Annotated in this window: 13 protein-coding genes; 11 read left to right on the top strand and 2 right to left on the bottom strand. The window is 64.1% G+C overall.

What is annotated here, in order from left to right; translation table 11 throughout:
• The 4 genes from HOP51_RS20810 to dacB all read left to right on the top strand — a co-directional run.
• The coding region (locus tag HOP51_RS20810; RefSeq protein WP_234275776.1) for an autotransporter outer membrane beta-barrel domain-containing protein at positions 1–835 on the top strand (835 nt) is incomplete at its 5' end.
• A 349-nt stretch (positions 836–1,184) separates the two neighbouring features.
• Positions 1,185–1,886 carry a tRNA (guanine(46)-N(7))-methyltransferase TrmB gene (trmB, locus tag HOP51_RS20805; protein ID WP_234275775.1) on the top strand — a complete coding sequence of 234 codons (702 nt, stop codon included), beginning with the start codon at positions 1,185–1,187 and terminating at the stop codon, positions 1,884–1,886.
• Positions 1,883–2,215 carry a DMT family transporter gene (locus HOP51_RS20800; protein ID WP_234275778.1) on the top strand — a complete coding sequence of 111 codons (333 nt, stop codon included), beginning with the start codon at positions 1,883–1,885 and terminating at the stop codon, positions 2,213–2,215. The genes trmB and HOP51_RS20800 overlap by 4 nt, the downstream gene beginning before the upstream one ends.
• Positions 2,216–2,249: 34 nt before the next feature.
• Positions 2,250–3,713 (top strand): D-alanyl-D-alanine carboxypeptidase/D-alanyl-D-alanine endopeptidase, encoded by a 1,464-nt coding sequence (dacB, locus tag HOP51_RS20795; protein ID WP_407061827.1) that lies wholly within the window; start codon positions 2,250–2,252, stop codon positions 3,711–3,713.
• Positions 3,714–3,791: 78 nt separating this feature from the next.
• Here the strand turns inward: dacB and HOP51_RS20790 are convergent, their stop codons facing one another.
• Positions 3,792–4,937: an RNA-guided endonuclease InsQ/TnpB family protein gene (locus HOP51_RS20790; protein ID WP_234275774.1), complete on the bottom strand. Its 1,146-nt coding sequence runs from the start codon at positions 4,935–4,937 to the stop codon at positions 3,792–3,794.
• Between the two features lie 135 nt (positions 4,938–5,072).
• Between HOP51_RS20790 and HOP51_RS20785 the strand changes: the two genes are divergently transcribed.
• The 3 genes from HOP51_RS20785 (at position 5,073) to aroQ (ending at position 9,002) form a co-directional block, all read left to right on the top strand.
• On the top strand, positions 5,073–5,444 hold the full coding sequence (locus HOP51_RS20785) for a diacylglycerol kinase (RefSeq protein WP_234275773.1): 372 nt from the start codon (positions 5,073–5,075) through the stop codon (positions 5,442–5,444).
• Between the two features lie 74 nt (positions 5,445–5,518).
• The gene (gene glnE / locus HOP51_RS20780; protein WP_234275772.1) at positions 5,519–8,500 is read left to right on the top strand and encodes a bifunctional [glutamate--ammonia ligase]-adenylyl-L-tyrosine phosphorylase/[glutamate--ammonia-ligase] adenylyltransferase; all 2,982 of its coding nucleotides are present in this window, start codon (positions 5,519–5,521) and stop codon (positions 8,498–8,500) included.
• A 58-nt stretch (positions 8,501–8,558) separates the two neighbouring features.
• Positions 8,559–9,002, top strand: a complete 444-nt coding sequence (gene aroQ, locus HOP51_RS20775; protein WP_234275771.1) for a type II 3-dehydroquinate dehydratase — start codon at positions 8,559–8,561, stop codon at positions 9,000–9,002.
• A gap of 47 nt (positions 9,003–9,049) precedes the next feature.
• On the opposite strand, the gene HOP51_RS20770 is transcribed toward aroQ, so the two are convergent.
• The gene (locus HOP51_RS20770; RefSeq protein WP_234275770.1) at positions 9,050–9,559 is read right to left on the bottom strand and encodes a DUF4142 domain-containing protein; all 510 of its coding nucleotides are present in this window, start codon (positions 9,557–9,559) and stop codon (positions 9,050–9,052) included.
• Positions 9,560–9,617: 58 nt separating this feature from the next.
• Here HOP51_RS20770 and napE point away from each other — a divergent pair, with 58 nt between their 5' ends.
• From napE to napA, 4 genes are all read left to right on the top strand, one after another.
• Entirely contained in the window at positions 9,618–9,872 is a 255-nt protein-coding gene (napE, locus tag HOP51_RS20765; protein ID WP_407061826.1) for a periplasmic nitrate reductase, NapE protein, read from the top strand.
• 101 nt (positions 9,873–9,973) lie between these two features.
• On the top strand, positions 9,974–10,477 hold the full coding sequence (napF, locus tag HOP51_RS20760; RefSeq protein WP_234275768.1) for a ferredoxin-type protein NapF: 504 nt from the start codon (positions 9,974–9,976) through the stop codon (positions 10,475–10,477).
• Positions 10,478–10,495: 18 nt separating this feature from the next.
• Entirely contained in the window at positions 10,496–10,786 is a 291-nt protein-coding gene (locus HOP51_RS20755; protein WP_234275767.1) for a chaperone NapD, read from the top strand.
• Positions 10,767–13,262, top strand: a complete 2,496-nt coding sequence (gene napA / locus HOP51_RS20750) for a nitrate reductase catalytic subunit NapA (RefSeq protein ID WP_234275766.1) — start codon at positions 10,767–10,769, stop codon at positions 13,260–13,262. Before HOP51_RS20755 ends, napA begins: the two co-directional genes overlap by 20 nt.
• Positions 13,263–13,270: the final 8 nt, after the last annotated feature.

Below are 13,270 nucleotides of genomic sequence, written 5' to 3'. Positions count from 1 at the left end.
GGCGTATGGCTCATGGGGCTCGGCCGATGGTGACGGCAATGCCGCAGGCATCGAGCGCAATACCCGTGGGGTTGTCCTTGGCGTCGACGCCCTCGCCACCGACCGGGTCCGTCTCGGCCTGTACACGGGCTACAGCCGCTCCAGTGTCGATCTCGATGGCCGCGCCGCCTCGGCCGACGTCGACAGCTACCATCTGGGCCTTTACGGCGGCACGCAATGGGCCATGGAAGGCGGCACCCTGTCGCTGAGCGGCGGGCTTGCGCATTCCTGGCACGATATCGAGACCAGCCGCTTCATTGGCGTCAGCGGATTCAGCGACAGCCTCTCGGCCGATTACCGCGGCAACACCTTCCAGGCCTTCGGGGAGCTAGGCTACGGCATCGAGACGAATGCCGTCCGCCTCGAGCCCTTCATCAATCTGGCGCATGTCCATACCCGGACCGGCAGCTTCAGCGAAAGCGGCGGTGCGGCGGCGCTTTCCGGCGCCAGCAGTTCGACGGACACGACCTTCGCGACACAGGGCATTCGCGCCGAAGCCGACCTGGATCTTGGACTGGGCGAAGGCGAGGACGAGGAAACCGGCGCCCGGCTCTACGGCACGGTCGGCTGGCGGCACGCCTTTGGCGACGTGACGCCTGAAAGCACCCACGCCTTCGCGGGCAGCGACGCCTTCACCATCACCGGCAGCCCGCTCGACCGCAACGCACTGGTGCTCGATACCGGACTCGAACTCGACCTCACCCCCAATAGCACGCTGGGTGTGTCCTACCAGGGTCAGTTCGCCTCCGGAATGGAGGATCATGGTGTGAGTGCGACGCTGTCCGTTCGTTTCTAAGAAACGACTTTTGTGATCATTAGACCTTCCATCACCGTCAGTCGAGTGCCCTTGTGGCGCTCGGCATTGCAGGCGCTCTTTTCCCTCTTCCCTCCCCGCTCATGGCGCAGGAGTCGGCTATGCCGAGCCTGCTTCCCGGCGGCGCATCTTCGCTGCCCGTTTCCCTCATGGGCTTCTCCGCCGCCACGAACAGGATCGAAGCGCTCGCACAGTGACGATTGCTGAGCACTCAGCCTCGGTTGCTCCCGACGATTTTTTTGCTTTCCGGTTCGACGGCAGGGCCGGTCGCTACGGGCAGGCGCGCCTCGGACTGTTATCATGGCGTCGTTTTCATCGCTGAGTCTGACCCATGCAAGTCGAATCGCGCTCCGTTACCACCAACCAGCTCGGCCCCCACGACGGCCTGTCGCGCCGTGTGTCCAGGGCGCTCGCCACGCCCTGGCGCAAGCCCGTCGCCGAGCATACGCGCCGGGCCTTCGAGGCCGCGCACGCCTGGCTGACGGCGCAGGACGCCCCGCTGGTTCTGGACGCGGGCTGCGGCGTGGGGCTCTCGACGCGAGCGCTGGCCAGGCTGCATGAGAACCATGCAGTGATCGGCATCGACCGCAGTGCCGATCGGCTTTCGCGCAATCACGGCGCGTTGCCCGACAACGCTCTGCTGGTGCGCGCCGACCTGGTGGATTTCTGGCGTCTAGCCCTGGAGGCTGGCTGGCGGCCCCGGCATCACTACCTGCTCTATCCCAACCCCTATCCCAAGTCCACCCACCTCAAGATGCGCTGGCATGGTCATCCGGTCTTTCCTCACTTGCTGGGATTGGGGGGACGGCTGGAGCTGCGTTCCAACTGGCGCATCTATGTCGAGGAGTTCGCCCAGGCGCTGCAGCAGGCCACCGGCACGGTTGCTATGGTCGAGCCCTGGGTACTGGCCGGCCACTTCCTGACGCCGTTTGAACGGAAGTACCATGCCAGTGGTCAATCGCTCTGGCGTTTGCAGGCGGACCTGCCGCATGCCCCGGAGCTCATCCCTGACACCCTGATGGAGGAGCCCTGATGGCATTCGTCTACCTGGCACTGGCGATCGTGGCGGAAGTGGTGGCAACCAGTGCGCTAAAAGCCACCGACGGTTTTACCCGCCCCGGTCCCAGCCTGGTGGTAGTCGCAGGCTATGTGATTGCCTTCTATATGCTGTCGCTGGTGCTGCGCACCATCCCGGTGGGCATCGCCTATGCGATCTGGGCCGGGCTGGGTATCGTACTGGTGGCCCTGGTTGGCGTACTGGCGTACGGCCAGCGTCCCGACCCGCCGGCAGTGCTGGGTATCGGCCTGATCGTGACCGGGGTGATGGTGATCCAGTTGTTTTCGCGCGTATCCGCCCATTGAACCGGCGCTTCCGGCGTCGATGGAACTAAGTGAAATGATGTCAAACGTTACCGCCAGGCTGCGCTGCCTGGCTCTCTTCTGCGGCTTGCTGCTGCCCCTCGCCGTCTCGGGAGCCGGCTTCCCCGAGCTGGAGAGAATGACCGAGCGAGGCTTTCGTATCAGCGCCGAGGCCCGGTTGCTGGGTGACGGCGGCCGTTCCGGCGAGGTGCTGGGCGCCATCGAGCCGGAACTCCAGCTGTCGCCGGCCTCGGTGTCCAAGGCCTACCTGGCCGCGGCGGCACTCGACCGCTGGGGCCCCCAGCATCGCTTCACCACGAAGCTGGTCAGCGCCGCCGAACTCGATGGCAACGGCGGGCTGCGTGGCGACCTGATACTCGACGGCGGCGGCGACCCGGCGCTGGCCACCGAGGATCTGTGGCGATTGGCGCAGCGGCTGCACCAGGCTGGCGTGCGCGAGATAGGGGGGCGGCTGGTGGTCAGCCAGTGGCGCTTCGGCCCGGTGGAATGTATCACCACCGACCGCTGCGAAGCTCAGTCGCGCACCGCCAACAGTTACAGCGCGCTGCTTTCGTCGGCCGGTGTCAACCACGGCAATTGGTGTGTCAACGTGGCCCCGGGGGCGGCCGGCGGCGAGCCGGCGCGAATCACCAGCTGCGACAGCCAGTCGTTGATCCTGGGCATCGATAACCAGGTCGAAACGCGCGCGGCCGGAAGCGGCACCGAGTTCAGCGCCGAGCGCGTCACCCGTGAAGAGGGCGACGTGATGCTGTTGCGCGGTTACATCGCGCGCGACGCCGCGCCGCGTGATGTCTACCGTGCCAGCGGCGATCCTGCCCGCCAGACCGCGCGTACCCTGCTGGCGATGCTCGAGCAGGCCGGCATCGCGGTGGGACAGGGCTATGCCACCAGCATCGAGGCGCCGCCTGCCACCGCCCGCAACCTGGCGCAAGTGGAAGGCAAGCCGCTGCAGGAGCTGTTGTTGCAGGTCATGAACTACTCCAACAACTTCATGGCCGATGTGCTGGCGCTCAATCTGGCCGATACGCCCAGGGCGAACCTGCTGCAAGCGGGCGAAGCCATCCAGGATTACGTGGCCGGCTTGCCCGATCATGGTCCGGTGACCATGCTCAGCGGCAGCGGGCTGACCACCGAGAACCGCACCTCGGCCCACGGCGCCAATGTATTGCTGGAAAGCATGTTCCACCGCTCGTCGCTGTTTCCCAGCTTCATCGCCAGCTTCCAGTCGCCGTCCAACGGGGTGGCCCGCTTCATCCGCCGTGGCTCGCCGCTGTTCCAGGATCACATCATGCTCAAGACCGGCACGCTCAACCAGCCTTACGCCGTGCGCGCCGTCAGCGGCTACTTCCGTACCCGCTCCGGGCGTTGGGGTGTGTTCACGGTGATGGTCAACGGCACCGCATCCACGCCTTGGCTCAACTGGGCTCAGGTGCTGGATCCGCTCGCCCAGGATCTCGAGCGCATGATCGAGGCGCATTGAAGTCACTCACTCCGCCAGGCAAGTCAAGGATAGCGATACGTTGACTGCTCCCCTCCCTGAAGGGCGGGGATTCCCAATTCACCGAGAACCGGACACGGAGACTTGCTCTATGCCGCTTACATTCTCTCCAAGGGCTAACACCGCCAGCCCGGCGGCTTTAATGTTGACCGCGGCGTTGATGTCGCGGTCGTGTTCGGCTGCGCATTCGGGGCACGTCCAGGCCCGAACGTGCAACGGCATCTCGGGCATCACATGCCCGCATTTAGAGCAGCGTTTGCTGGAGGGATACCACTGGTCGATGGCCGACAATTGCCGGCCCGCCCAGTCTGCCTTGTACTCCAGCTGGCGGACGAACTCGCCCCAGCCTGCGTCGCTGATCGACTTGGCCAGCGAGCGGTTACGCAGCATGTTCTTCGCCTTGAGGGATTCGACGCAGATCACTTGGTTCTCGTTGACGATCTGGCGGGACAGCTTGTGCAAGCGGTCCATCCGACAATCGGAGACCTTGGCGTGAAGACGCGCGACCTTCTGCCTGGCCTTGGCGCGGTTCTTCGAGCCGAGCGTCTTCTTGCTCAGCCGACGCTGCGCCTTGGCCAGACGGGCCGCATACTTCGCCGTATGGCGGGGATTGCCGATTCGATGCCCGTCACTGGTGACGAACAGGTCTTTCAAACCAAGGTCGATGCCCACCATTTTCGGGGTGACGGGCAGCTCCTCGGCCTCAAACTCACACAGGCAGCTGACGAAGTAGCGGCCTGCCGAGTCCTTGGAGACGGTAATTGTGCTGGGTTCGTCGGGCAGCTCACGGCTCCAGCGGATCGCCAGTGGTTCCTTGCACTTGGCGAGGAACAGTTGCCCGTCGCGGTACTTGAATGCCGAGCGAGTAAATTCTGCCGACTGGCGATGCCGCTTGCTTTTGAAAGCCGGATACTTCGCGCGTCCTTCGAAAAAGTTCTTGAAGGCCGTCTGCTGGTGGCGAAGGCACTGCTGAAGTGGAACCGAGCTGACTTCGTTGAGGAAGGCGGTGTCGTCGGCCTTCTTCATCCGCGACAGCACAGCGTTCGCGGCCACGTAGCCGATCTTCTCTCGGCGTTCGTAGAAAGCATCCGTGCGGTAGCGAAGCACCGCGTTGTAGACGAAACGCACGCAGCCGAATGTCCGAGCCAGAAGCTGCTCCTGTTCGGGCGTCGGATAGAAGCGGTATTTGTAGGCGCGTTTCGTCATTTCTTACACAATACTACTATTTTTGTGAAGATAGCAATCACCTGAGCAGGAGGCAGCGAGAACAGGGTCGTCCTACCGGACGACGCGCTATCCCTCCCCGCATTAAAAGTACGGGGCTTCTCGCGCAAAAATCTGATGAAACCCGCACGTACCGGATGGCGACATCTCATCGATGCCACGGGCTATTCGCTCAGGGGACTCAGATTCGCCTTTCGCCACGAGACGGCATTCCGCCAGGAGCTGGCCCTCTGCGTACCGCTGCTGCCGCTGGCCTGGTGGATCGGCTCGGCGCCGGTGGAGTGGATCCTGCTGCTGGGCAGTTGCCTGCTGGTCCTGACCGTGGAGCTGATCAACAGCGCCATCGAGAGCGTGGTGGATCGCATCGGCACCGAGCACCACGAGCTGTCGGGGCGGGCCAAGGACATCGGTTCGGCGGCGGTGATGCTGGCCCTGGTCGCGGCCGGCCTGACCTGGAGCCTGCTGGCCTGGCAAAAATTCTTCGGCTGATCGCGTCAAGCGGGATGCCGCGGCGTTGACCCTTCGTTATGCTGGGGGCAACCCAGCTGCGACAAGGCGTTGCCATGCCTCTACCCGATGACTTCCTGTCCGCCGACGAGCTTCCCCATGCGTTGCTGCCTGCCTTGGAGAGAGCGTGGCAGCGCTTGAACGAGAGCTTGGCGCGGGCCGACAACGTGGCCGAAATGACCGGTCAGGAGTTGCCCTCGGAGAACTGGCTGGGTCTCGCTCCGCAGCGTCGTAGCCAGTTGGTCCGCGTCATGGCCATCTCCGATTTCGCCGTCGATACGCTGGTGCGCTACCCCGACTGGCTGCAGCATCTCGATGCCAGCGGTGAGCTGGATGTCGTTCCCTCGGCCGAAACCTTGACTGCCTGGCTGGCCGAACGGCTGGAGAGCGTCGAGGACGAGGCGGGCCTGCATGCCGCCCTGCGGCGCTTCCGTCGGGCGCGCATGCTGGGCATCGTGTGGCGCGACCTGACCCGCCCGCCTGGCATCGACATGTGGGCCACGGCGGCGGCGGTGTCACGGCTGGCCGAGGCTTGTCTCGAGGGGGCGCTGGGCTGGCTCGAGCGCCATTTCGAGCCGCGCTGGGGGCGTCCGGCGCCGCGCGGCGATGGCAGCGAACAGCGCCTGGTGGTGCTGGGCATGGGCAAGTTCGGCGCCGGCGAGCTCAATCTCTCCTCGGACATCGACCTGATCTTCGCCTACCCCGAGAAGGGCGACACCGAGGGCGGGCGTACGTCGCTCGAGCATCAGGAGTATTTCACCAAACTGGGACAGAAGCTGATCGCCGCGCTGGATGCGACGACCGCCGACGGCTTCGCCTTTCGCGTCGACATGCGCCTGCGTCCGCTGGGGGACGGCGGGCCGCTGGTGGGTAGCTTCAGCTCACTGGCCGCCTACTATCAGGACCAGGGGCGGGAGTGGGAGCGCTACGCCATGCTCAAGGCTCGCCCGGTGGCTGGCGACCTCGGGGCCGGAGTCGAGCTGCTCGGCCACCTGCGGCCCTTCGTCTATCGTAAGTATCTCGACTTCGGCGCCATCGAGTCGCTGCGCGAGATGAAGGCGCTGATCAACCGTGAAGTGAAGCGCCGTGGCATGCAGGCCAACATCAAGCTCGGCCCGGGAGGCATCCGCGAAGTGGAGTTCGTGGTGCAGGCCTTCCAACTGATCCGTGGCGGGCGCGACACCGAACTGCAGGTCACTTCGCTGCGCACCGCCCTGTCACGCCTGCCGGCGCTTGGCCTGCTGCCGCAAAAGGTGGTCGACGAACTCGAGCCCGATTACGTCTTCCTGCGTGACCTGGAGCATGCGCTGCAGGCACTGGAAGACCGCCAGACCCAGAGCCTGCCTGACGAAGATCTCGGCAGGGAGCGTGTTGCCCTGGCACTGAACATGGAGGACTGGCCGGCGGTCATGGCCAGGCTCGAGGAGGTGCGCGTGCGGGTGCGTCAGCACTTCGATGCGGTGATCGCCGATCCCGAGGAAGAACTCGAGGAGGCTGGCGAAGGCCGGGCCGAAGACAGCCTGTCGCTCAATGACTGGCGCTCCCTGTGGTGCGGCGAACTCGAATCGGCAGAGGCGCAGGACATGCTGTCCGAGGCGGGATTTGTCCAAGCCGAGACGGCGCTGCGCCGGCTGACGACCCTGCGCCAGTCGCGCCAGGTGCAGTCGATGCAGCGCATCGGCTTCGACCGCCTGGAGGCGCTGATGCCGCTGCTGCTCGATGCCGTGGCGGCAAGCGATACCCCTGACACCGCACTCGAGCGCGTGCTGCCACTGATTGAAGCGGTGCTGCGGCGTACCGCCTACCTGGCACTGCTGCGCGAGAATCCCGAAGCGCTGAGCCACCTGATGGGGCTGTGCGGTTCCAGCCCCTGGATTGCCGAGCAACTGGCGCGCTACCCCATCCTGCTCGACGAACTACTGACGCCGGACACGCTCTACACGCCAGCCGACAAGTCGCGCCTGGCCGACGAGTTGCGCCAGGCGCTGGGGCGCATTCCCGAGGACGATGAGGAAGCCCATCTCGAAGCGCTGCGAGTGTTCAAGCATGCCCACGTGCTGCGCGTTGCCGCGTCCGACATCGCCGGCACCCGGCATCTGATGAAGGTCAGCGACTACCTCACCTACATCGCCGAGGTGCTGCTCGAGGCGGTGCTGGCCATGGCCTGGCGTCACTTGGTGCGCAAGCATGGCTACCCGCTGCGTCGCGACGGCTCGCGCGCCGGGGCCGAGCCCGAGTTCCTGATCGTCGGCTACGGCAAGCTGGGTGGCATCGAACTGGGCTACGGCTCCGATCTCGACCTGGTATTCATTCACGATGCCGATTCCCAGGGCGAAACCGACGGGGCGCGGCCCATCGACACGCCGGTCTTCTTCACTCGCCTGGGCCAGCGCATCATTCACCTGCTGACGGCAGTGACTCCGGCCGGCACGCTCTACGAAGTGGACATGCGCCTGCGCCCCTCGGGTAATGCCGGCCTGCTAGTCTCCACCCTTGACGCCTTCGCCGACTATCAGCGCCGCGAGGCCTGGACCTGGGAGCACCAGGCGCTGGTGCGTGCCCGGGTGGTGGCAGGTCATACTCGTCTGGCGCAGGGCTTCGACGCGGTGCGCCGCGAGATCCTCGGGGGCGAGCGTGAGCGCGAGGCGCTGCGCGAGGAGGTGGTGAAGATGCGCCGCAAGATGCGCGAGCATCTTGGCGGCAAGGCGGGGGAAGGGGAGTTCGATCTCAAGCACGACCCCGGCGGCATGGTCGACATCGAGTTCCTGTGCCAGTTTGCGGTACTCTCCTTGGGGCACGAAACCCCCGAACTGCTCCAATGGAGCGACAACATGCGGATTCTCGAGACCCTCGAGAGTACCGGCCGTCTGCCTGCCGAGGAGTGCCGGCGCTTGCGCGAAGCCTACCTGGCCCTGCGTAGCGCTGCCCATCGCGCCTCGCTGACCCGCGATGCTGCCCGCGGCCGCGATGCTGAATTCCACAGCCATCGCCAGGCGGTCATCGAGGCCTGGCAGCGCCTGCTGGAGCCTGCAGAATGAGATCGACTGCCTAAATACCCGCTTCGCGAGCCCCGATTCCGATCACGAGAGAGAAACGATGAACAAGGTACTGATCCTGCACGGCCCTAACCTCAACCTGCTCGGCACCCGCCAGCCGGAGATCTACGGCCGCGAGACCCTCGACGACATCAACAACGCGCTGTACGAGAAAGCTGCCATCAACGGCTGGGACATCAAGGCGCTACAGAGCAATCACGAGGGAGTGCTGATCGACGCCATCCATGCCGCGCGCGAAGACGGCACCGCGGCGATCGTCATCAACCCTGCGGCTTACACGCACACTTCGGTGGCCATTCTCGATGCGCTCAACGCCTTTGAAGGCAAGGTGATCGAGGTGCACCTCTCCAACGTGCACAGGCGCGAGAGCTTCCGCCACCACTCCTACGTCTCGCTGCGCGCCGACGGCGTGATCGCCGGGCTCGGCAGCCAGGGCTACCTGGCCGCGCTGGACGCGGTGATTCGCGCCGCCGAACGTGTTTGAGCCATTCGCCCGCCGCCGAGGCGGGCAAGGCGCCATGGTTTTCCTCGCTAGCGAAGCGAATCGACCAGCTCGCCGTTGACCAGTAGCGTCTCGTGGGTGACGAACAGATGGTTGTTGAACTCGTCCAACTGCTCGTCGCCCTGCGGTCGGTTACGTTCCAGGTACTCGATCGCCGCCGTGTGCAGCTCCATCTGGTAGTCCAGGAAGGCCGCGTCGAACGCTTCGCCGTCCAGCTCAGCCAAGGTGTTGAAGGTGTCGCGATCATGAACGGCTCCTGTTGGCTCGCTGGGAGGTGCGTCGCGGCCATCGTCCGCCTCCACCAGCCATTCCTCGAGAATGCCATGGTCGCGCTCCAGTGTGCTGGCCAACTGGGCCACCTCGTCGCGCCCGGCGCGCTCCCTGGCAAGCTCTGCCAGTTCCGCCTGGTGTGTGTGCAGGGCATATAGGACGGCTTGCACCTCGTCGCGGTCGAGTTCCGCCCAAGCCAAGCTGGTGAAAAGGCCTCCGGCGATGCTGATCGTGGCCAGGATACCGTGTATCGAAAAGAGCCCTCTCATCAGTCTCCTCCTGACTGAACGCTGGCTACCCAGTGAAACATGTCGGTAATTTGCATGAATGACCATTGCTTCCTACGGTAGTACAAGACGCCACGCTGCGGTGCTGCCTATGGATCATTCAATCGAAAAAACTCGTCGACCTCAAAAACCGAATACACCGGAGGAGACCCGGGAGAAACGGCGCGAGCTGGCCGTATTTATATTCTTGGCGGGCGTATTGTTTCCCATTCTGGCCGTGATAGTAGTGTCAGGCTACGGGTTCCTGGTGTGGATGTTACAGCTGCTCACGGGCCCTCCCGGACCGCCGGAGTAGCGAAAAGAAGGGCCTAACTAGCTCTGATGCGTCAGAAAATAACGAATTGACCGTGACGAATTCGAAGCCCAATACGAAGAACAGGCAATCTGGGGAAAAACATGTCGGCTGTAGATGCTTCGCGTCGTGCGCTGTTGAAGGGGCGCGTGCGGCATGAGCCGGTGATACGCCCGCCCTGGGCCGTGCCGGAGCCATCATTCATTCATCACTGCACACGCTGCGGTGAATGTCTGGACGTGTGTGAGACACAGATCCTTTTCCGTGGCGATGGCGGCTATCCCGAGGTCGATTTCTCTCGCGGGGAATGCACCTTATGCCGGGCCTGTGTCGAGGCCTGCCCCGAGCCGGCTTTTTCGAGAAATGAGCGCTCTCCACCCTGGGACCTTTCGGCCCGGATTGGGGATGGATGCCTGGGCGAGCAGGGCGTCTACTGCAAGAGTTGCGGTGAAGTATGTGAAGCCGGTGCCATTCGCTTTTCTTTCAATACCTATCGCGTTCCCGAGCCCAGCGTCGACAGTGAAGCCTGCAACGGCTGCGGTGCCTGTGTTGCGCTGTGTCCGGTTCAAGCGGTCGAGGTAAGGCCCGCCGGCGCGACGACGAGTTGACCGACAAGGAACAGGAGCATGGATGACAAGGTGCATATTTCCAGCCTGGTGGTCCAGGCAAAACCCCAGCATGTCGACTCACTCAAGGCAGAGTGTACGGCTCTAGAGGGCGTCGAGGTGCCCGCCGTAGACCTGCTGGGCAAGCTAGTGGTGCTACTCGAAATGCCTTCCCAGCGCCACATTGTCGAGTTCATCGACTGGCTGCAGGAGCGGGAAGGCGTGCTGTCGGTCAGCATGGTCTACCACCACATGGAATCAACGCAGGAGCTGGATCGGGAGGTCGAGGCACATGACGCTGACACGGCGTGATTTCATCAAGAGTTCGGCGGTAGCGACGGCGACCACCGCGGCGGGCATGACGACCACCGCCCAGGCGCAGAACATCGTCACCGATGCCCAGCACACGCAGTTGAAGTGGGCCAAGGCGCCGTGCCGCTTCTGCGGCGTGGGCTGCGGCGTTAACGTGGCGGTACGCGACAACCGAGTGGTGGCCACTCACGGCGACATGCAGTCGCCGGTCAATCGCGGCATCAACTGCATCAAGGGTTACTTCCTTTCCAAGATCATGTACGGCGAGGATCGCCTCACCCAGCCGTTGCTGCGCAAGCGTAACGGTGAGTACCACAAGGAGGGCGAGTTCACCCCGGTGAGCTGGGACGAGGCCTTCGACGTGATGGCCGAAAAGTACAAGGCCGCGCTGCGCGACAAGGGGCCCAGCGCCATAGGCATGTTCGGTTCGGGCCAGTGGACGATCTGGGAAGGCTACACGGCCAACAAGCTGATGAAGGCCGGCTTTCGCTCCAACAACCTCGACCCTAATGCCCGCCACTGCATGGCCTCGGCGGTGTTCGGCTTCATGCGCACCTTCGGAATCGACGAACCAATGGGCTGCTACGAGGACATCGAGGCGGCGGATGCCTTCGTGCTGTGGGGGGCCAACATGGCCGAGATGCACCCCATCCTGTGGACGCGTATCACCGACCGCAGGCTGTCCAACCCCCATGTGCGGGTCTCCGTGCTCTCCACCTTTGAGCATCGCTCCTTCGAGCTGGCCGATCAGCCCATCATCTTCACCCCCCAGGCCGACCTCGCCATCCTCAACTATGTGGCGCGCTACATCATCGAGAATGACCGGGTGAACTGGGATTTCGTCAACGATCACGTGCGCTTCATGGAGGGCAATGTCGATATCGGCTATGGCCTGCGCCCCGAGCATCGTCTGGAACTGGCGGCAGCCAATGCCCGCGACAGCGCTGGCGCCCGTGATATCGACTTCGAGCGCTACCGGGAATTCCTGCAGCAGTACGACGCTGAGACCGTCACGCGGCTCTCCGGCGTACCCAAGCAACAGCTCGACCGACTGGCCGAACTCTACGCCGACCCCGACATTAAGGTGATGTCGTTCTGGACCATGGGCTTCAACCAGCACACCCGTGGTGTGTGGGCGAACAATATGATCTACAACATTCACCTGCTGACCGGGAAGATCGCCACCCCGGGCAACAGCCCCTTCTCGCTCACCGGCCAGCCTTCGGCCTGCGGTACCGCGCGCGAGGTAGGCACCTTCTCCCATCGCCTGCCAGCCGACATGGTGGTGACCAACGACTACCACCGGCGCTTCGCCGAGGAAATATGGAAAGTGCCGGAGGGCACCATCCAGGCGCAGCCAGGCGCCCATGCGGTGTTGCAGAACCGCATGCTCAAGGATGGCGAGATCAACGTCTACTGGGTTCAATGCAATAACAACGTCCAGGCGGCGGCCAACCTGGTGGAGGAGACCTACCCCGGTTACCGCAATCCCGATAATTTCATCGTCGTCTCCGACGCCTATCCCACGGTGACGGCCGAGCTGGCCGACCTGATCCTGCCGGCAGCGATGTGGGTCGAGAAGGAGGGCGCCTACGGCAATGCCGAGCGGCGCACTCAGTTCTGGCAGCAGATGGTTACCGCTCCCGGCGAGGCGCACTCCGACCTATGGCAGATGATGGAGTTCTCCAAGCGCTTCGACATCGAGGAGGTGTGGCCGGAGGAGCTGCTTGACGCCAACCCGGAGTACCGTGGCAAGACCCTCTATGAGGTGCTGTTTCGCAATGGCCAGGTGGATGCCTTCGGCCTCGACGAGCTCAATCCCGAGTTCGACAACGACGAGTCCCGTTACTTCGGTTTCTACGTACAGAAGGGGCTGTTCGAGGAGTATGCCCGCTTCACCCGCGGCAAGGCACATGACCTGGCGCCCTTCGAGGTCTATCACCGCGAGCGCGGCCTGCGCTGGCCGGTAGTGGATGGCCAGGAGACGCCGTGGCGCTACAACGCCCAGTACGACCCTTACGTGGAGGAGGGGCGCGACATCCACTTCTACGGTCAGGTCGACGGTCGGGCCATCGTCTATGCTGTGCCCTACGAACCGCCCGCCGAGGCGCCCAATGAGGAGTACCCGCTGTGGCTGGTGACCGGGCGTGTGCTCGAGCACTGGCACTCCGGCTCGATGACGCGGCGGGTGCCCGAGCTACACCGGGCCTTTCCCCAGGCGGTGGTCTACATGCACCCGCAGGATGCACAGCAGCTAGGCGTCAGGCGGGGCAGCGAGGTGCGCATCACCAGCCCGCGCGGCGTCATGCACTCCCGCGTGGAAACGCGTGGGCGCAATCGCATGCCGCGCGGCGTGGTGTACGTGCCTTGGTTCGACGCCAGCCAACTGATCAACAAGGTTACGCTGGATGCCACCGACCCCATCTCCAAGCAGACGGATTTCAAGAAATGCGCCTGCCGAATTGAGGCCGTCTAGGAGGCGAT

Source organism: Billgrantia zhangzhouensis, assembly GCF_021404465.1.
Lineage (GTDB): Bacteria > Pseudomonadota > Gammaproteobacteria > Pseudomonadales > Halomonadaceae > Halomonas > Halomonas zhangzhouensis.
Note: the sequence above shows the minus strand (reverse complement) of the source record. Positions and strands in the feature narration are given on the sequence as shown.